Annotated in this window: 21 protein-coding genes and 1 pseudogene; 19 read left to right on the plus strand and 3 right to left on the minus strand. The window is 38.7% G+C overall.

Translation table 11 applies throughout. The annotated features are described in order from the left end of the window. Positions 1-63: 63 nt before the first annotated feature. Positions 64-396, plus strand: a pseudogene (gene tnpA, locus AX663_RS04315) (IS200/IS605 family transposase); the annotation flags it as partial. A gap of 46 nt (positions 397-442) precedes the next feature. On the opposite strand, the gene AX663_RS04320 reads toward tnpA, so the two are convergent. Further along, positions 443-1,198: an ABC transporter permease gene (locus AX663_RS04320; RefSeq protein ID WP_060972798.1), complete on the minus strand. Its 756-nt coding sequence runs from the start codon at positions 1,196-1,198 to the stop codon at positions 443-445. Between the two features lie 4 nt (positions 1,199-1,202). Next, positions 1,203-2,123, minus strand: a complete 921-nt coding sequence (locus AX663_RS04325; RefSeq protein WP_060972799.1) for an ABC transporter ATP-binding protein — start codon at positions 2,121-2,123, stop codon at positions 1,203-1,205. A 248-nt stretch (positions 2,124-2,371) separates the two neighbouring features. On the opposite strand from AX663_RS04325, the gene AX663_RS04330 reads away from it, so the two are divergent. From AX663_RS04330 to AX663_RS04390, 13 genes are all read left to right on the plus strand, one after another. Continuing rightward, complete coding sequence (locus AX663_RS04330) at positions 2,372-3,664, plus strand: PTS sugar transporter subunit IIC (protein WP_060972800.1); 1,293 nt, start codon at positions 2,372-2,374, stop codon at positions 3,662-3,664. After that, positions 3,651-4,514, plus strand: coding sequence for an alpha/beta hydrolase (locus AX663_RS04335; RefSeq protein WP_060972801.1), 864 nt, complete (start codon positions 3,651-3,653; stop codon positions 4,512-4,514). Before AX663_RS04330 ends, AX663_RS04335 begins: the two co-directional genes overlap by 14 nt. A gap of 180 nt (positions 4,515-4,694) precedes the next feature. Beyond that, complete coding sequence (locus tag AX663_RS04340) at positions 4,695-5,144, plus strand: Rrf2 family transcriptional regulator (protein ID WP_060972847.1); 450 nt, start codon at positions 4,695-4,697, stop codon at positions 5,142-5,144. Positions 5,145-5,327: 183 nt separating this feature from the next. Continuing rightward, the gene (locus AX663_RS04345) at positions 5,328-6,131 is read left to right on the plus strand and encodes a VOC family protein (RefSeq protein WP_231724207.1); all 804 of its coding nucleotides are present in this window, start codon (positions 5,328-5,330) and stop codon (positions 6,129-6,131) included. A 136-nt stretch (positions 6,132-6,267) separates the two neighbouring features. Continuing rightward, entirely contained in the window at positions 6,268-6,870 is a 603-nt protein-coding gene (locus tag AX663_RS04350; RefSeq protein ID WP_060972802.1) for a nitroreductase family protein, read from the plus strand. Between the two features lie 503 nt (positions 6,871-7,373). Next, complete coding sequence (locus tag AX663_RS04355; protein WP_060972803.1) at positions 7,374-7,682, plus strand: hypothetical protein; 309 nt, start codon at positions 7,374-7,376, stop codon at positions 7,680-7,682. 13 nt (positions 7,683-7,695) lie between these two features. After that, positions 7,696-7,905 carry a helix-turn-helix transcriptional regulator gene (locus AX663_RS04360; protein WP_021143931.1) on the plus strand — a complete coding sequence of 70 codons (210 nt, stop codon included), beginning with the start codon at positions 7,696-7,698 and terminating at the stop codon, positions 7,903-7,905. Then, on the plus strand, positions 7,902-8,705 hold the full coding sequence (locus AX663_RS04365) for a DUF3169 family protein (RefSeq protein ID WP_197414202.1): 804 nt from the start codon (positions 7,902-7,904) through the stop codon (positions 8,703-8,705). The genes AX663_RS04360 and AX663_RS04365 overlap by 4 nt, the downstream gene beginning before the upstream one ends. A 265-nt stretch (positions 8,706-8,970) precedes the next feature. After that, positions 8,971-9,894: an aldo/keto reductase gene (locus AX663_RS04370; RefSeq protein WP_060972804.1), complete on the plus strand. Its 924-nt coding sequence runs from the start codon at positions 8,971-8,973 to the stop codon at positions 9,892-9,894. A gap of 150 nt (positions 9,895-10,044) precedes the next feature. Further along, positions 10,045-10,620: a TetR/AcrR family transcriptional regulator gene (locus AX663_RS04375; protein ID WP_060972805.1), complete on the plus strand. Its 576-nt coding sequence runs from the start codon at positions 10,045-10,047 to the stop codon at positions 10,618-10,620. Further along, a complete protein-coding gene (locus AX663_RS04380) occupies positions 10,617-11,297 on the plus strand; it encodes an ABC transporter ATP-binding protein (RefSeq protein ID WP_060972806.1) in 681 nt (226 codons plus the stop codon). Before AX663_RS04375 ends, AX663_RS04380 begins: the two co-directional genes overlap by 4 nt. Positions 11,298-11,300: 3 nt before the next feature. Beyond that, entirely contained in the window at positions 11,301-12,446 is a 1,146-nt protein-coding gene (locus AX663_RS04385; RefSeq protein WP_060972807.1) for an FtsX-like permease family protein, read from the plus strand. Positions 12,447-12,756: 310 nt separating this feature from the next. After that, positions 12,757-13,017, plus strand: a complete 261-nt coding sequence (locus AX663_RS04390) for a SemiSWEET family transporter (protein WP_008534978.1) — start codon at positions 12,757-12,759, stop codon at positions 13,015-13,017. Between the two features lie 107 nt (positions 13,018-13,124). Here AX663_RS04390 and AX663_RS04395 read toward each other — a convergent pair whose 3' ends face one another. Continuing rightward, complete coding sequence (locus tag AX663_RS04395; protein WP_060972808.1) at positions 13,125-13,607, minus strand: glutathione peroxidase; 483 nt, start codon at positions 13,605-13,607, stop codon at positions 13,125-13,127. Between the two features lie 382 nt (positions 13,608-13,989). On the opposite strand from AX663_RS04395, the gene AX663_RS04400 reads away from it, so the two are divergent. From AX663_RS04400 to AX663_RS04420, 5 genes are all read left to right on the plus strand, one after another. After that, positions 13,990-14,988, plus strand: coding sequence for a uroporphyrinogen decarboxylase family protein (locus AX663_RS04400; RefSeq protein ID WP_060972809.1), 999 nt, complete (start codon positions 13,990-13,992; stop codon positions 14,986-14,988). An 18-nt stretch (positions 14,989-15,006) separates the two neighbouring features. Continuing rightward, positions 15,007-15,873, plus strand: coding sequence for a transporter substrate-binding domain-containing protein (locus AX663_RS04405; RefSeq protein WP_045768570.1), 867 nt, complete (start codon positions 15,007-15,009; stop codon positions 15,871-15,873). A gap of 69 nt (positions 15,874-15,942) precedes the next feature. Next, positions 15,943-16,635: an amino acid ABC transporter permease gene (locus AX663_RS04410; protein ID WP_013990374.1), complete on the plus strand. Its 693-nt coding sequence runs from the start codon at positions 15,943-15,945 to the stop codon at positions 16,633-16,635. A gap of 3 nt (positions 16,636-16,638) precedes the next feature. Next, positions 16,639-17,325, plus strand: coding sequence for an amino acid ABC transporter permease (locus AX663_RS04415; RefSeq protein WP_060972810.1), 687 nt, complete (start codon positions 16,639-16,641; stop codon positions 17,323-17,325). Between the two features lie 11 nt (positions 17,326-17,336). Next, positions 17,337-18,101 carry an amino acid ABC transporter ATP-binding protein gene (locus tag AX663_RS04420; protein WP_060972811.1) on the plus strand — a complete coding sequence of 255 codons (765 nt, stop codon included), beginning with the start codon at positions 17,337-17,339 and terminating at the stop codon, positions 18,099-18,101. Positions 18,102-18,179: the final 78 nt, after the last annotated feature.

The raw sequence follows: 18,179 nt of genomic DNA on the forward strand, positions 1-18,179 counted from the left end.
CTAAAGTGTTATATTAGATAAGGTTTCCCGACCACTAACTAATATACAAAAGGAGAACCCCTGATGAGACAGGATAATAATAGTTTAGTACATACTACATGGAATTGTAAGTATCATATTGTGTTCGCGCCCAAATATCGATGTCAGATAATTTATGGAAAATACAAAGCAAGTATAGGTCAAATCTTACGATTATTATGTGAAAGAAAAGGTGTTGAAATTCATGAAGCGGAAGCTTGCCCAGATCATATTCACATGTTAGTGAGTATACCACCGAAGCTAAGTATTTCCTCATTTATAGGATATTTAAAGGGCAAAATTAGCTTAATGATATTTGATCGACACGCTAATTTAAAGTATAAATATGGAAATCGCAAAATTTGGTGTCGAGGCTTTTAACCGATTTGTCAGTTCCTCGTCACATGGATAGTTTTGAATGTTCTCATAAATCTTGTTTTTCAAAGGTAATCAAGCCCAAAGCTGTAAATGCTAGGATAAATCCTACTGCCACGATTGCAGTATTTTGAATGATAGTTTTATCTGCAGTCATGCCGTAACTAAAGTTGAGTGTCAAGTATTTCAAAATTTCTATTTTAGGGAAGATTGCTGCTGGTACGGTTAAAGCTACTAAACCAAGGGTGTAAGTCACAAAGGTTGTCACGATAGAATGTGTGAGGTAGAGGGCAACCGTGGTCAGACTTACCCAAGCTAGATTACACAAGAATTGGAGAAGGAAAGTTAAGGCAAAGTTTCTAACAAAGTGATCAGGTACAGTTCCAAGACCGTGGCAAAGAGTACCTAGAACAAAGGCAAGGCCGTAAGACAGGAGGAGTTGTCCTAAAGTGATAGCTACAATGACGGTTGCCTTGGCGAAGAAGAACCCGCTCCGTGAAATGCCAGAGGTGAGATTATTCTTGTACAATTTTTGTGCTAAATCAACACCCAAAATGATAGAGACCACAATTAAAGTGAAGAGGACTGTCATGGAGATACTACTAGAGTAATTAATCAGTGATCCGACACCAGTCCACGAAGAGGCGCTTTTAACGGCTTGTTTTGCCCCAGTTTCTACGCCTACATGCCCTGTGCCTCCCAATAGGACACCAGAAATAATGTTTAGGGCTAGGATAATTTCAGAAATCCAAAATCCTTTAGAACGGAAGAGTCGATAGAAATCGGCGTGAATAGTGTGTAACATGGCTCTACCTCCTTTCTGAATCTACTAGTTGTGTGAAGTAGTTTTCTAAGTCTTGACGTTTGTAGTAAATTTCATCGATGTCAACTTCTTGTTTAACCAGCTCTTTGACAATTGCCTTTATAACATGGGATTTGTCAAAAATATGAATTTCATTGTCGCTGTTAACCACTTTGAAGTGTTGATGGAGTTGGTCTTGGAGAATGCGACTAGCTAGGGCTAATTGGTTAGTTTTAAGAACGATATAGTCTTCGCTGAGATGTTCGAATTCGTCCTTAGTGATTTCACGGATGATGTGACCGTGATCAATAATGCCAAAGCGGGTTGAAACTTGATAGAGTTCAGACAAGATATGGCTAGAGATGAGAACTGTCATACCTTGCTCTTCGCTCAATTTTTTAATCATTTGGCGGAATTCTTTGATAGCAACTGGGTCGAGACCATTAATCGGTTCATCTAAAATAAGTAGGTCTGGTTTTGCAATCAGTGCAATAGCGATACCTAGACGTTGCTTCATACCCAGTGAGAAACTACGAAATTTTTTCTTACCAGTGTGTCCAAGTCCAACTGTATCAAGAATTTCATCAATGACCTTGTCAGGATTTGGAACGTGATGAATCTTGCAGTAGTAACGTAGGTTTTGATGTGCATTGAGATGATTCAGGGCAACTGGTGTTTCAATCACAGAACCAACACGTTTCAGTGCGTGAGTCCACTCTGATTTGGAGGTAGAGTGGAAGAGGGAAACACTGCCTTGGCTAGGGCGGGTGAGTTTAGTGATGACTTTAATCAGTGTTGTCTTACCTGCCCCGTTTCTTCCGATAAGGCCATAGACCTCACCCTTTTCTAAGGTCAGGTTTACATTGTCGAGTGCTAGGTGTTGGCCGTAACGTTTAGTCAGATGTCGGACCTCAAGTACCTTTTTCATGATAAGCCTCCTTTCGCTTATTTGATACCGCTTTCTTTTCATCTTTATTGTAGTATAAAGTCATTAAATAAACATCAAGAAATTCTCAAATATTTCTTAAATTTTTCAAGAAATCATGAAAATGACGGGGATTAAAGTTTGATAGTGTGTGCTTTTACCCACGATTAAGGTAAGGCCTCTCTCTTTGTGCTATAATGAAGAAAAACGTTGAATGTAAAGTTTATTTTGCCTTTTACTAGGAGTCTTTTATGACAAACTATTTGGTCCAGAGGTTTCTCTGGTTTCGTGAGCGAGGCTTCGTCCAAATTACGCAGAAAACCTTGGTTTCGCTCTTTCCCTTTTTCCTATTTTCAGGAATTATTCGGGTGATTTCACTATCTGTCTTTTCGGAGCTTGGTTATATTAACCAATTGTTTTCAGTTTCTGACTGGTTACCGGCCATTAAGATAACTGGGCAGGTGCTCATTAATCTTTCCAACTTTCTTGGTGGCTTAGCCGGACCCTTATCAACCTACTTTGCAGGAAAATACACAGCCGGTCACTATGGTAGAAGTACTGGTACAGCTGGTGTGACATCCCTTTTGGTTAGCTTAATTATAGGATCGCAGGAGCTGTTGCTGTCACCGCTAAACGATGGTGTTTTGACTCGCATCAATTTACCGGCTTCATTCAACATTATGTTGGCTATCTTTGTTGGCTATCTGGTTGGCCAGATTTTTCGCTTTTCAAGAGCTAGTGATGATCAGATTGTGGACAAGGACTATATTTATCAACCAAAGACCGTCCGTCCCATTTTTTTGTCACTCATTTTAGCTATTGGACTTAACATTCTCTTTGTGATTGGAGACCAAGATAATGTTTTTCTTACGATTAGGCAGGTTACCTCTACCTTTACTGTAACTGATAATCACCTGTTCTCAACCTTTATGATGGGACTTTTGAACACTTTTTCTGCTTGGATTGGAAATAGTCAGGCTTTTGCCCTAAATTCAATTGCCGAGGATAGTTTTGCCTTGGAAAATTTGACCTATGCTGTTTCCCATCATACGACGACTGGGCTTCCCCACCTTTACACACTAACGAATCTTTATCATAGTTATGGCCTGGTTGCTGGCATTGGCTCAGGGCTAGCCCTCTTGGTGGCTCTGCTTTTAGCATCAACCAGTTATAAGGATAAGAAGGTGAGTCTTCTAAGTGTCTTTCCTAGTCTCTTTAACAATGGGGCTCCATTTATGGTGGGGATACCAGTCTTGCTTAATTTAGTTTATCTGGTTCCTTTCCTACTGGCACCTATGATCAATATGGGCATTGCTGCGGTGGCCTTGACTATTCATCTTATGCCAGCTGCGGTTTATCCGGTTCCAGATGGTACACCAAGTCTTCTTTTCGCCTTTATCGGAACTGGGGGTAGTTTACGAGCTCTTGCTGTTAGTCTGCTCTGTTTTTCAGTCGACATTGTTGTCTTTATTCCATTTGTGCGTCTGTCTAATAAAGTACAACACGGTCTAAAAGAGGAAGGAGAGAGCATTGAAACTAAATAAAAAAACTAAGTTGGTCTTTATCCTTGTTGCTTTCTTTCTCATTGGGTTAGCCGTCCCATCCTATAGTTGGACTAGGAAAAATGTCAAGGAAATAGAGACTTTCTATAATTCAAAATTATCTCCCATTATCATGATTCCAGGGAGCTCCGCTACGGAAAATAGATTCGACGGCCTAGTACGTAAACTCAATCAAGACCGTCGTGGTGTCAAGCATAGCCTTCTCAAAGTCAAGGTCTGGAACAATGGACGGATTACCTTTGAGGGTAAAATCAAGGATAAGGATAACGAGCCAGTCATTGTTATTGGATTTGAGAATAACAAAGATGGCTATTACAATATCAAGAAACAAACCAAGATGATGAATCAGGCATTTGAAGCCTTGCAGAATAAATACAATTTCAATAATTTTAAAGGGTTGGGGCATTCAAATGGTGGCTTGATTTATACGGCTTTTATTGAAAATTATCTTAGCGACTACGATGTCAAGATAAATTCTTTGATGACTATCGGAACGCCCTATAATTTCACTGAAACCAATATTAAAAATAAATCGGTCATGCTAGCAGATTTTATTGCTGCTAAGGAGAATATTCCGTCTACCCTACATGTCTATTCGGTAGCGGGAACCATCACCTATGATTCGGACGAATTGGTTCCCGATGCTAGTGTGTCCGCTGGGAAATATATCTATCAGAATCAGGCAAAAAGTTATACTGAAATCACTGTTACAGGTGAAGATGCCCAACACTCGGATTTACCAACCAATGATGAAGTAGTGGAACTAATCAAACAACATATCGAAGGACAAGGTGTTCGTAAGAAGCAAAAGACCAATCTAGAACCTCAATAGGCTAGAATACTATGTATTATTAGTCTAGTTAGTTATTATCAAATACAAAAGAATAGAGTCTACGATGGCTCTATTTTTTTAGTGTAAGACTAACTCTATAAGTTGTTGTAACTCCTTGTTTTACAACGTTGGTTTTGTTATAATTGATTTAAAAGAAAAAGATGAATGAGAGGTTCTGATATGCAAATACCAAGTCGCTTTACCATTGCTGTTCATATTTTGACCCTTATAGCACAAAATAAGGGAAATGAAACTAAGCTAACCAGTGATTTAATGGCAGGTAGTGTGGGGGTTAATCCAGTTATTATCCGCAAAACCTTGTCGCAACTGAAGAAAGCAGACTTGATTTCAGTTCAAAGGGGAAGCGGAGGAGCCACATTAGTCAAGGCACCAGAGGAGATTAACCTTTTGCAGGTTTATCGTGCGGTGGATAGCATCGGTCCAAGTGGCAAACTCTTTAGTTTTCATGACAATCCTAATCCAGCGTGTCCAGTAGGACGTAATATCCATGGGATTTTGGATCAGAGCCTAGAAGACGTTCAAATGGCAATGGAAAAGGAACTCGAAAAGAAAACTTTGACTGGTATTTTAAAGGATGCTAAGGCCAACTGGAAAGAAGCTGGAGCTTGATTTTTAGATTTTAAACTATAAGAAATCGAAAGTTTTTCGGTTTCTTTTTTAATTCCCAAGTTGTAATGATTGACGTGACAATATAAAAAGTTATAATGTAATTCATATAATTACAACACAGGAGAAAATCATATGACATACGACTACAATAGTAAGATTTACCTCGCTTAGGCGGTACTCAATGTGAAGGACTTGGCACGTCAGACAGCCTTTTATACACAGGTTATAGGACTTGAAATCCTATCTCAAACTGCAACAGAAGTTGTTTTGGGTGCTGGAAACAAGCCACTAGTTCACTTGATTGAAACCAATCGTGAGGAAGCGGTCAAGTCTAGTTATGGTCTCTACCATATGGCAATTTTGTTGCCATCTCGCGAGGATCTGGCTGATGTTTTCAAACATATTGCTGAGCTAGATTATCCATTTGTCGGTGCAGCTGACCACGGTTATAGTGAAGCCCTTTATTTGGAAGACCTTGAAGGTAATGGTATTGAGCTCTATAGAGACAAGCCTGTTGCTGAATGGGATATTCGTGAGGATGGTCGCATCGTTGGTGTAACAGAAGAACTATCAGCTCAAGAAATTTACGAGATGGGACGCAAGGTTGAGCCATTTGTGATAGCTAAGGATACTCGTATGGGGCATATTCATTTATCGGTCAAAGATAGTCAGCTAGCAACGGCTTTCTATCAGGATGTTTTGGAGCTGGTAGATAAGTTTACCATTTCAAGTGCTAGTTGGATTGCTTCAGGTGATTACCATCACCACTTGGCTGTCAATGAATGGGGTGGCAAAAACTTAGCCAAACGTGAAAAAGGGATGATTGGTCTTGCCTACTACGTCCTTGAAGTAGAAGACAAAGAAGATTTGATTACCATAGCAGAACGTGCTAAGAATCGTGGAGCAGAGGTCAAATGGTTATCTTCTAATGCGTTAATCTTCGAGGATAATGATGGTATTTTGACACGAGTGAGAAAAAAATATTAATAATTAGTGATTTTTAAGTCGTAACTATTGACATTACATTTGAAAGGTCTATAATGGTTATTGTAATCAAAGTTATTACAAATAAACTTAACAATTTTAACAATTAACATTCATCACAAAGAAAGAGGGAATAACTATGACCTACTTTACAGACTTACAAACAAAGCGCCGTTCTATCTACGCATTAGGAAAAGACCTTGAGCTCTCTAACCAAGAATTGATTGAAACCGTTCAAGGGGCTGTTCTTAACACACCGACAGCCTTTAACTCACAAACATCACGTGTGGTGATTTTGCTGGATGAAGAATCAGATGCTTTCTGGAATGAAATCGCTTATTCAGAGCTTGAAAAAGTAACGCCAGCAGAAGCTTTTGAGGCAACAAAAGAACGTTTGGCAGGTTTTGCCCAAGCTAAGGGAACAATCCTCTTCTACGAAGATCAAGATGTAGTGAAAGGCCTTCAAGAGCAATTCCTACTTTACGCTGAAAACTTCCCAATTTGGTCAGAGCAAGGTCATGGAATCGCCCTTTATGCGACATGGTTGGCTTTGGCTGAGAAGAATATCGGTATGAACGTACAACACTACAACCCACTTGTTGATGCTCAATTGGCTGAAAAATATGACATTCCAGCTAACTGGAAACTCCGTGCCCAAGCACCATTTGGTCAAATCGTTGCACCAGCAGGAGATAAAGACATCCAAACAGAAGGTCGTTTCAAAGTTTTTGGCGACAAATAATCACTTTAATTTAGTCAGTCAGCTTGCAAGTAGGCTACATACTGACTGAACAAAATCATAATGATAAGACAAAAAAATTAGCAAGATTGAGAAATCTTGTTATTTTTTTATCTTAAAAATAGTAATACCCAAGGAAAGTTATTTCTTGAATTTTAAAACTTCCCTTAGGTGATAGCAAATGTCAGCGGCCTTCTAAGAAATTCCATGAGTAAAGTTTGAATCCTCGATTTTTAATTTTTAGGCTCGGGCTAAGACAATTTTCCCAATTTCCGAGTATCTGAAACTATTTGGTTTCGGGCGCTTGCGTAACGGCATCTTGCATATCAATTTTTCCAAGTCATTTTTTTGAAGGAGAAGTGCTATAAGATGTTAGAAAAGTTGTGTTATTTATATCATATTTCCAATGATTTTGACAATATCCTTTTTATTTTTGACAAAGATGCTTGTCAAAAATAAAAAGAAGCGTTACAATAGTTTTAGACGAAAGAAGGAGAGGTATTCTTATGGGAGCCATATGGATTCTTTTTATCCCTTTTATAGTTATATTTTATGCAAGCTCAGAAAAGAAGATAAAAGGATTGAACAGACGTATCAGACGATTAGAAAAACAAGTGAAAGGAAATAAAGAAATGTCTAGACTTTTAGAAGAATTGAAAGGCCAAACGGTCACGGTTACAGTAAATGGATTTGGGGCCGAGTATGAGATTATGGATATCGATGAAGATTGGGTCAAATTGAGTCGTGTGAATCATAAACAACAGAGGGAAACCAAATTAGTCCGCATCGAAGATATTCAAGGTATTCAACTATAAGGGGGCGAAAGCCATGATTTTAAAAAATCGACTGAAAGAGCTGAGGGCGCGTGATGGGCTCAACCAATCCGAGCTAGCTAAGCTAGCAGGGGTTTCGCGCCAGTCCATCAGTCTTTTGGAGCGAGGGGAATATACCCCTTCTGTAATTATTGCCATCACCATCGCCCAGGTTTTTAAAGAGCCTGTGGAAAATGTTTTTAGTCTTGTAGAGGAAGAGGAATGATTATGAAAAAGCAACAACAAGAACGATCTCCACGTTACCGTTTTTGGAGAAATGTAGGGATCATTACAGTTTCTGGTTTGATTGGAGGAGTCATCGGAGTTTTGACAGGCATGTTTGGATCAGAAAAGCCACTTGAAATCCAAACCTTCTTTAGTAAAGAAGTACTCTTTTTGGACTCAGCAGTTTTATTTCTGATCCTATTTATACTCACGATGGCCTTGTTGATTCACGCGAGAAAAGTCCATCAAAAAATGCTCCAAATAGATGACGAAGATGAGGCCTATCACTATGACATTCAAAAGAATAAACTGTATGGTTTAGCGACCATTTTTAAAGGCATCATGATCTTGTCATACTTTTTAGTCATCATCTTTTATTGTCAATTGATGTCTATGGATAGACCTGGCACAGGGAACTTGGCTTTTATCTTTGGAGACTTTACCATGCTCTATCTTTTTCTTGCCTTGATTGTCCTATTTTTCCTAGTGGATTCCTTCTATCGAAAGACCTTTCATCAGCTTTATGGAAAACCAATTCCCCGCAATGCCAATGCCAAGGAAGTGCGTAAATTCATGATGAGTATGATGGATGAAGCAGAAAAGCAGATTAGCTACGAGGAAAATTTCGAAGTGGTTGTCAAGTTAAGCAATTATATCTTGCCGAGCCTTCTCCTTGGTCTCTTAATTATTGGAATTGCCTTCCAGACGGATATCCTTTTAGCTTTGATTGTTGTATCCATCATCTATATTTATATCCTTATTTCACAATACAAGATTACCAAACGTTATTATAAAGAGTAAAGGAGTCATCCATGTTAGAAATCTGTAAAAGCTTTTGGAAGTGCTGGAGATCTCTTCTTATTGAAAATTTTATCTTACATTTATTTACATACAATCAGTGGGTATGCTATCGGTCTTGAATCATAGGGATTCTGAGAGACCATCAAACGTGCTCTCAGTTATCGCTAATCAAACAAGCTCTCAGTTACAGCTGAGGTTTTTTTGATTCCCAATTGATTTTTGCAACCCTTTTCACTACAATAGAGATACAGAAAAGGAGGCAGAGATGAAGTATATTGATTTTGCTGAAAATGAGCGTCTGTCCACGATTGTCCTTGGGATGATGCGAATCAGTCAGATGAGTGAAGATGAGGTGGAGGCCTTGGTGGAGGCGGCCTTGTCGATTGGGATCAACACTTTTGATCTGGCAGATATCTATGGCGATGGCCAGTGTGAGGTCTTGCTTGGGAAGGTCCTCAAGCGTCGTCCGGAACTTCGGGACCAGATGTGGATCCAGTCCAAGTGTGGGATTCGCAAAGATGGCTTTACCTATTTTGACTTCTCTAAGGACTATATTTTGGACTCTGTTGATGGCATCCTCGAGCGCCTCCAGATTGAGCGCTTAGATAGTCTCCTCCTTCACCGACCGGATGCTCTCATGGAGCCTGAAGAAGTGGCGGAAGCTTTTGATCACTTGGAGCAAGCGGGCAAGGTCCGTCATTTTGGGGTGTCCAATCAAAATCCTATGATGATGGAATTGCTCAAAACAGCTGTCAAACAACCACTCAAGGTCAACCAGTTGCAGTTGAGTGCCGCCTTTACGCCTAGCTTTGAAGCTGGTTTTCATGTCAACATGGAAGGGCCAAAAGCAGCCGTGCGAGATGGCAGTGTCTTTGAGTATTGTCGCTTAACCGATACGGTGATTCAAGCCTGGTCTGTCCTTCAGCATGGCTATTTCAAAGGGAACTTTGTCGGCAAGGAAGAGTTTGTAGCCCTCAATCAGGTCCTCAATGACTTGGCGAAGAAATACCAAGTCACTCCGACAGCCATTGCCCTAGCTTGGGTCCTCCGTTATCCAGGTAAGATGCAGGCCGTCATCGGAACGACCAAACCCCAGCATGTCCTTGAAGCGGGGAAAGCAGTAACCGTTACCCTAACGCGCAAGGAATGGTACCAAATCTACTTGGCTGCAGGTAATGATTTGCCTTAGAATCTTGTTAGTAGACCAGCTCTCACTTGTATTAGTGGGCTGGTTTTTTTGTTTTATGCTTTATAGATTTTTCTTGACAAGTCTTTCTTTATTATGGTACTATTTTAGGAAACAACTGTTACGCAACAATCGTTGCGCGAAAGGAGTCTTATGCCACCAAAGGTTAAATTTAGTAAAGAGACTATGATTGGGACGGCTTTACAATTGGTGAGAGAAGAGGGCCTGGCTAGTTTGACGGCTCGAGCATTAGCAGAGAAACTGGGAGCCACGCCAAGGGTCATTTTTGGACAATTTGCAAATATGTCTGAGTTACAAGCAGAGGTTATTGTTGCTGCGGAAATGGTCGTGGTGGAGTATATACGAAAGGCTTTAGAAGATGAGAAGCCCTTCCGTTCTGTCGGGGTTGCTTATATCCTGTTCGCCTCAAAAGAGCCCCAACTCTTTCAGTTGCTTTTCCAAAATCCTAGCAAAGATCCGATTCGTCGCTTTCAAGATTTTCTTCCCATGAAGGATCATAGCTACCAATTGGTTCTAGAATCGATTGTCGCAGACTATCCGTTGACGTTAGAGGAGGCTAGTCGCTTGTACCAGCATTTATTTATCTACTCACACGGAATGGCCTCTATGGTTGCTTCTGGCATTTATCAGTTCAGCATGGAAGAAGTGATTGGTTTATTGACAGAAGTTTGTCAATCTCTCATCAAAGAAATGGTAGGAAAGAAATGATTCAACTAGAAAATGTTCACAAAAGTTACGGCCAAACCAAGGTTTTAAAAGGGATTGATTTGCAGATTCAAGACCAAGATGATGTGGTTATCCTGGGACCTTCTGGATCGGGCAAGTCAACTCTCTTAAATGTGTTATCCGGATTAGAAAAGGTAGACGAGGGGCATATCCTCATTCAAGGACAGGATTTGTCTCAACTCACGGATGCTCAATTGACAGCTTTCAGACGTGAGAAGATTGCCTTTATTTTTCAGCAGTATTATTTATTACCGAATCTCACGGTCAGACAGAATGTTAAGATGGGAGCTGATCTGGCAAACAATCATGATTTTTTGCAGATTATCGAGGATTTGGGACTTGGTGATAAGCTGGACAAGTATCCAAGTGAATTGTCTGGTGGGGAACAGCAGAGAGTCTCCATTGCTCGGGCCTTAGCCAAAAAGCCAGAGATTCTTTTCTTAGATGAGCCGACGGGGGCCCTGGATGAAGAAACAGGGCGCAAGATTCTAGACTATATCTGGAAGTTGAAGGAAAAGCTGGGCTTTACCTTCATTATGGTGACGCACAACCAAAATATTGCGGATATGGCCAGAACCATCATTCGCGTCAATAGTGGCAAGATTACCCAAGTTGTGATCAACGATCAGCCTCAGACTGCCTATGAGATTGGATGGTAAGCCATGTTTTCAGTAAAAGATATTCGAAAATTAGTTGTCGTCAGTATCATTGGAGCCTGTGCGGTCTTTGTGGCCAATCTCTTCCTGAATTTTTACCTGGATATCGAGCAGTTGGAGATTTCTAAAACCAATCCCATGATTCAGACTTACTATGATGCCCAGGTCTCGCTTTCCTGGATGGTGGCCATGGTCAGTGGGGTCGTCTTGTCCTTGACGTCGATCCTTCTCATGTGTTTTTATATCAAACAATTTGTCGATGACCACAAGGAACAATTAGGGATTTTAAAGGCTTTGGGCTATAGCAATGGCCAGTTGGCTAAACGATTTTGGGCTTTTGGACTCAGTTTTGGAGTTGGAGCACTTCTTGGCTATTTCGCTTCTTTTCTTATGATGGGTCATTTTTATGACTTTCGCAATGAGAAGGGGATTTTGCCAGACATTACCATTCATTTTCATTGGCAACTCTTAGTTGCTTTGGTGATGCTGCCAACGACTTTCTTTATGGTCCTTGCGATTGGCTATGCTAGAAGACAACTACAAACGCCGGCCCTTCGCTTATTGAAAAAATCTCCAACACCGATTAAGGTCAAAAGGAGAAAGAAGGCCCCCAAGAAAGACAAATCCTTCCTAAAAGAGCTGTCTTCGTCGCTGATTTGGGGGAGAAAATCGATCTTGTTTTTTGTAGTCTTTGGTTCCATGTGTTTCGCGGCCATGGTTCAATTGTCCTTTGGCCTAAGGGACTACACAGATGACATCATCCAAACGATGATGATTATGATTGGTTTGATTCTTTCTTTCTCGATTCTCTTTTTGTCATTGGGAATTGTGGTCTCAGAAAGTCGCGAAACCTTGGCTCTTATGAAGGCTTTTGGCTACACCAATCGTGAATGCCAAAGTCATATTCTCGCTCCCTATCGTTTCTGGGCCTATTTAGGATTTGCCCTTGGGACTGCTTATCAATATGGCATCATGGAAATCTTGATTGGTGTGATCAAAGACACGGTACCTGAAAAGATTGAGCACAACTTTGACTGGAATGTGTGCTTTTGGACCTTGCTCGGTTTTGCGATGGTTTATGAAAGCCTCTTTTATCTATCCAACAGAAAACTCCAAAAACAAACCATCAAAGAAGTGCTCTTAGCTGAATGATTTCGTTACAATCAATCATAAAGAGTCTATTATTCTAAGGATCAAAAGATAATATTATGAAAAATTGACCTCTTAAAGAGGTCTTTTTTCTTATGAAAATGCTACATAAGAGACTAAATTCACTATCACAAGACTGAGACCAATCACAATCTTGTGATAGTTTACATGTTTTTAACATTGCTCCAAAATTCTTGAATTCTCTATTGAAAAAGCGTAAGATAGACACTGTTTTAATTCTAGTGCATTAAAACATGCCTTGTAATATTTTTTAAGATGTACAAGGAAAAAATTTATAAAAGAGGAGTCTCGAATGTCAGATAAACAAATGAAAACCCTTGGTTGGGTAGCAACCTTTATGTCAGTAATGATGTACGTATCTTACGTACCACAAATCATGGACAATCTGTCTGGTCATAAAGGAAACTTTATCCAACCTTTGGTAGCTGCAATCAACTGTAGCCTTTGGGTTTACTATGGTCTCTTTAAAAAAGAACGTGACCTTCCCCTTGCTGCTGCAAATGCGCCAGGTATCGTCTTTGGTTTAATTACAGCATTGACAGCTTTGTTCTAAAATAAAGCGAAATTTCTTTCTATACTATTTTTCTTAACGCAGAAAACGAGAGCAGAACTAGCGACAGTCAGAGATTGTCGTTCTAGTTTCACTCTCGTTTTTTATTTTTAGTTATTAAGAAGAGCTTTGATAGCATCTTCCATTTTTAGTGGATCAGTTTTGGAAGAAAAGCGTTCTACGACTTTACCTTCACGGTTAATCAGAAACTTAGCAAAGTTCCATTCAATTCTAGCCCCAAGGGGTCCGGATTTTTCTTTTTTAAGCCACTCAAAAAGTGGCTCTGCTTCCTTACCATTGACCTTGATTTTGGCAAAACGAGGGAAGGTCGTATGGTAATTGAGGGTGCAAAAGCTATTGATTTCTTCAGCACTACCAGGTGCCTGTCCCATAAACTGATTACAAGGAAAATCAAGAATCTCGAATCCTTGGTCTTTGTATTTGTCATAAAGTTCCTGCAAGCCCTGATATTGTGGCGTCAAACCACATCCTGTTGCTGTATTGACGATTAAGACGACCTTGCCCTTATAGTCCTGGAGAGACACGGGTTGGTCAGCTTGATCTGAAACTGTAAAATCGTATAAGGATGTCATAGAAAATCTCCTTTTATTTGTTTGAGACTATTATAGCAAAGTTAGTCAGAGAAGTGATTCTCCAGGAAGACTAGAGACTAAATTATGTTTGTGATAGTAATTCTCTATCTTGGTGTTAAGAATTACTTATAGCTGATGGTAATAATACTATGTAGGTATATATGCTTAAAAGAAGTAACAATAGGATTTAACGTAATTTAGATTACTATATCATAAATTATATTTATGGCTAGGGATAACATTTCTTTATTTTTCGGATGTGATAATCTCTGATAAGATAATGTCATTCAGTTTTGAAGCAACCAATGATAATAAGAGATTATAGTATTTTAGGTGAATTCATTGAGTTGTTGATTTTAGGATAAAAGAAAAGGAGTTTCGTATGTCAGAAAAAAGAGAGTTAGTTTTGAAAGCATTTCGTGGAGAAAGTGTTGATCGTGTCCCAGTAGGATTTTGGCATCATTTTACTACTGAAGACGAGTGGTTACATGGTTTTGAAAATCCAGAAATTATTGATAAAAATAAAGCTGGTCATAAAAAATTTATTGAAGAAGTCAAACCTGATTTTGTTAAATTGATGAGTGATGGTTTCTTCGCATACCCACAACCTGCTTTTAAAGATTTTAAGTCAATCAGTGATTTGCAAACGATTGAACCTTTAGGTGCAAATCATCCTTGGATTTCTGCACAAGTCGAACTTGTAAAAAGTCTGATTGCTGATTTTCCTGAAGATATTGTTGCAATTTACAATATCTTCGCTCCGGTTACTTATTTAAAATGGTTAGTTGGAAAAGTTTCAGGTGGCGATGATCTTATCGCAGATTACATTGTGGAAAACCGAAAAGCTTTGAAGCATGTTTTAGATGTTATTGGCGAAGACATTGCGAGTCTTAGTCAGAGGGTGATTGAAGAAGCAGGTGCTGATGGTATTTACCTAAGTGTTCAAAGTATTCAAGATGAGCGAGTTAGCGCTGAAATTTATAAAGAAATCATTGCTCCAAGTGAATTAAAGGTTTTAGAAGCAGCTAATGGAGCCAAAGGACATAATATTCTACATATTTGCGGATACGAAGGAGCCCGTAATAACATCGAACTCTTTAAAGATTATCCTGCTCAGGTAGTTAATTGGGCGGTCGGTCCTGAAGGAATTAGTTTGGCAAAAGGTCTTAACATTTTTAGAGGTCGCACAGTTCTTGGAGGATTTGAAAATGGAAAAGACGGTCTTCTATATACTGGAACTAAAAAAGCTATTCAAGAAAAGGTTAGGGAGATTATTGCTGATACTGGAACCCATGGATTAATCATTGGTGCTGATTGCACGATTCCAAGTGATATTAACCATGAGCGTATTGAATGGGTACGTGAAGCAGCAATTTTGTAAGAAAAAGGAGAGATTAATATGAGTAAAAAGACATGGATTATTGGTGGAGCTGTTGTTGTAGCACTTATTGGGGCTACAGTTATTGGACGTAGCTTAACAGGAGATAAAAAAGCAAAATCAGATTCTGGAAAGGTAACAACATTAAAAGTTGCCCATACTCAAAACTATGTTCCTTATGATTTTGTTGATAAGGATGGTAATTCTGATGGCTATGAGGTAGCTGTATTAAAGGAAATTGATAAAAAGCTTCCACAGTACAAATTTGAATATACCGGAACAAGTGATGATGATCTTTTGATTGGTTTAGAGTCAGGTAAATATGACATCGGTACGAAGGGCGCGTGGTACACAGATGAACGTGCTAAAAAGTTTATTATTCCGAAAGATCCAATTGGAGCAAGTATTATTGGATTTACCATTCGTAAGGATGATAAAGATAAATATAAAAATATCTCTGACTTTGCAAAACAAAATGGTCGATTGGTGCCAATCTCACCACAAAATGCTCAGTGGAATGTTATCAAAGACTACAACGATAAGCATAAAGATCAACCAATTGAGTTAACATCTGCGGAATCTTTCCAAGTTTCAGATGCCTATGCATGGGTTTTGGAAAATCGTTATGATGCTTACTTTGATATTAAATTATCTTTTGAAAAGGCTGTAACTGATAAAGATGGTGCGTATCATCAATATGCAGATAAATTGACTTGGTTCCCTTATAAAGGAATTCCAACCTATCCACTCTTCCATCGAGATAGTAAGAACGAAGAGTTTTCAAAAGAATATACTAAGGCTATCAAGGAACTAAAAGAAGACGGTACACTTGAAAAGTTATCTAAAAAATACTTTGGTGAGGATGTCTTCTCATACGTAGACAAATAAGTAAATTGTAACGTTGTAAAAGTATGATGTTTTGATAAGCTTATGAAGTGAGTTTAGTTAGGAGAAAATATGGTCAATTATGACATTTCAAAAGTTTTTGGAGCATTACCTGAAGTCATAAAGGGCTTACCAATGACATTATTGGTTATCATATTAACGACTTTACTTGGGTCGTTATTAGGAGGATTAATTGCTTGGGCAAGCCTTTCCAAGGATAAAGCTTTGGAGAATTTAGCTAAGGGATATGTTTTTATCTTACGCTGTACCCCACCTATTGTGCTATTATTCTTGGTATTTTACGGAGTTCCAGAATTTCTTAATTGGTGGTTGGGATTAGATATTAATGATTGGTCCAAATTGATATTCGTTCTAGTGACCATGGTTCTCCTATTCTCAGCAATGATATCAGAAGTGTTTAAAGCGGCTTATCAAGCAATTCCTAAAGGACAATTAGAAGCTGGGCTTAGTATTGGGCTTACTTCTGAACAAACCTTTGTAAGAATTATTGCCCCTCAAGCATTTAAGGTTGCTTTACCAAATATTACAACAGCTATACTTAATCTTATGCGCGATGCAGCTTTGGCTTATACAATTGGTTTTATTGATGTTATGGGCAAAGGGAATCTTTTGATTAGTCGCCATTTAGGAAATTATTCTTTGGAGACTTATACAGCTGTTGCCCTTGTTTATTGGGGAATAGCGTTAATTCTATCGTTGATTTCTAGGATAACAGAACAACAATTGAGTGTAAAAGAGAGGTAAATAATGAATATTACTTTTATAATAGATACCTTTATCAAGGCTTTATATGGTGTTCCGGTAACTCTGGGAATCATGGTTGTGGCAATTTTATTGAGTTTTCTACCTGCTTTATTTCTCGCTTTAGGGCAGATTTATAAGTTGAGAGGTGTCAAGACTTTTTCAATTGTTTATCTTGCATTTATTCGTGCAACACCTCCAATTCTGTTAATTTTATTTTTTTATAGTTTGTTCCCTAGTTTGTTAAATCAATTTTTTAAAGAAATTGGGAGTCACATAGATGTCTTCAAAGTTAATCCGCTTTACTATGCTTTTATCATCTATAGCTTGATGACGACAGGAAGTTTATCGGAAATCATTCGATCAGCATTACAAACTGTTGATAAAGGTCAACTAGAAGCTGCACAAGCCATAGGTTTAACAACAAGACAAGCTTATCTGAGAATCGTTTTTCCTCAGGCACTTAAGTCTGCTCTTCCCAATTTGTGTAACTTAGTTATCAATATTGTGAAAGGAACGTCACTTGTCTTTGTTATGACGATAAAAGATATTACCGCAATTGCACGAGTTGAAGCAGCATATGGATATCAATATTTTGAATCTTATTTTGTCATCTTCATTTTATATTTAATCATTTGTGGTATCATTCAAGTTCTCTTTAACCTTGGAGAAAGAAAATTGCAATTTACATAGAGGGAGTCACTATGCTAGAAGCTAAACATATATCAAAAACATTTGGAGATCGTCAGGTTCTTGTTGATGTTAATCTACAAGTGAAACAGGGAGATGTGGTTGTCATCTTGGGACCATCAGGTTCAGGAAAAACAACTTTCTTACGTTGCCTTAATCACTTGGAGAAAGCAGATGGAGGTCAATTAACAATTTCCGGTAAGGACTACTCTTTGGATAAGTTATCAAAGAAAGATATTTTAGATATCCGAAAGAAGACAGCTTTTGTATTCCAACACTACAATTTATTTGCAAACAAGACTGCCATCGAGAATATCTTGGAAGGTTTAGTGATTGCTAGGAAAGTTCCTAAAAGTGAAGCGCGACAGATTGCTGAAGAAGCACTTAAAAAAGTTGGTCTTCTGGATTTTAAAGATTACTACCCATCACAACTTTCAGGTGGACAACAACAACGTATTGGTTTAGCCAGGGCTATAGCAGTTAAGCCGGAGGTTATCTTGTTAGATGAACCAACATCGGCACTTGATCCAGAACTAGTTGGGGATGTTCTGGATGTCATGAAACAACTTGCTCATGAAGGAACAACAATGGTAGTTGTGACTCATGAAATGGGGTTTGCACGAGATGTAGCTAATCATGTCGTTTTCATGGATGGTGGTCATGTCATCGAAGAGGGGAGTCCAAAAGACATTTTTTACAGACCAAAAGAAAAACGTACACAACAATTTTTGGCACGTATTCTTTCTGATGCTAGTTATGATTTGGAATATATGATTTGATTCATCATTGATAAGTTATAATTAGAGTATATAATTCTTGTATAAATAAAATAGGCTGAGGTTATTTCTCAGCCTATT

The sequence above is a fragment of the Streptococcus sp. CCH8-H5 genome (assembly GCF_001556505.1).
Taxonomy (GTDB): Bacteria; Bacillota; Bacilli; order Lactobacillales; family Streptococcaceae; genus Streptococcus.

Excerpts from the sequence above, each read along its gene's own strand:
- AX663_RS04360 (WP_021143931.1), top strand. The coding sequence starts at position 7,696 with ATGATTTTAAAAAATCGACTGAAAGAGCTGAGGGCGCGTGATGGGCTC.
- AX663_RS04405 (WP_045768570.1), top strand. The coding sequence starts at position 15,007 with ATGAGTAAAAAGACATGGATTATTGGTGGAGCTGTTGTTGTAGCACTT.
- AX663_RS04325 (WP_060972799.1), bottom strand. The coding sequence starts at position 2,123 with ATGAAAAAGGTACTTGAGGTCCGACATCTGACTAAACGTTACGGCCAA.
- AX663_RS04320 (WP_060972798.1), bottom strand. The coding sequence starts at position 1,198 with ATGTTACACACTATTCACGCCGATTTCTATCGACTCTTCCGTTCTAAA.
- AX663_RS04330 (WP_060972800.1), top strand. The coding sequence starts at position 2,372 with ATGACAAACTATTTGGTCCAGAGGTTTCTCTGGTTTCGTGAGCGAGGC.
- AX663_RS04395 (WP_060972808.1), bottom strand. The coding sequence starts at position 13,607 with ATGACATCCTTATACGATTTTACAGTTTCAGATCAAGCTGACCAACCC.
- AX663_RS04390 (WP_008534978.1), top strand. The coding sequence starts at position 12,757 with ATGTCAGATAAACAAATGAAAACCCTTGGTTGGGTAGCAACCTTTATG.
- AX663_RS04355 (WP_060972803.1), top strand. The coding sequence starts at position 7,374 with ATGGGAGCCATATGGATTCTTTTTATCCCTTTTATAGTTATATTTTAT.
- AX663_RS04410 (WP_013990374.1), top strand. The coding sequence starts at position 15,943 with ATGGTCAATTATGACATTTCAAAAGTTTTTGGAGCATTACCTGAAGTC.
- AX663_RS04380 (WP_060972806.1), top strand. The coding sequence starts at position 10,617 with ATGATTCAACTAGAAAATGTTCACAAAAGTTACGGCCAAACCAAGGTT.
- AX663_RS04415 (WP_060972810.1), top strand. The coding sequence starts at position 16,639 with ATGAATATTACTTTTATAATAGATACCTTTATCAAGGCTTTATATGGT.
- AX663_RS04400 (WP_060972809.1), top strand. The coding sequence starts at position 13,990 with ATGTCAGAAAAAAGAGAGTTAGTTTTGAAAGCATTTCGTGGAGAAAGT.
- AX663_RS04385 (WP_060972807.1), top strand. The coding sequence starts at position 11,301 with ATGTTTTCAGTAAAAGATATTCGAAAATTAGTTGTCGTCAGTATCATT.
- AX663_RS04340 (WP_060972847.1), top strand. The coding sequence starts at position 4,695 with ATGCAAATACCAAGTCGCTTTACCATTGCTGTTCATATTTTGACCCTT.
- AX663_RS04370 (WP_060972804.1), top strand. The coding sequence starts at position 8,971 with ATGAAGTATATTGATTTTGCTGAAAATGAGCGTCTGTCCACGATTGTC.
- AX663_RS04365 (WP_197414202.1), top strand. The coding sequence starts at position 7,902 with ATGATTATGAAAAAGCAACAACAAGAACGATCTCCACGTTACCGTTTT.
- AX663_RS04350 (WP_060972802.1), top strand. The coding sequence starts at position 6,268 with ATGACCTACTTTACAGACTTACAAACAAAGCGCCGTTCTATCTACGCA.
- AX663_RS04420 (WP_060972811.1), top strand. The coding sequence starts at position 17,337 with ATGCTAGAAGCTAAACATATATCAAAAACATTTGGAGATCGTCAGGTT.
- AX663_RS04375 (WP_060972805.1), top strand. The coding sequence starts at position 10,045 with ATGCCACCAAAGGTTAAATTTAGTAAAGAGACTATGATTGGGACGGCT.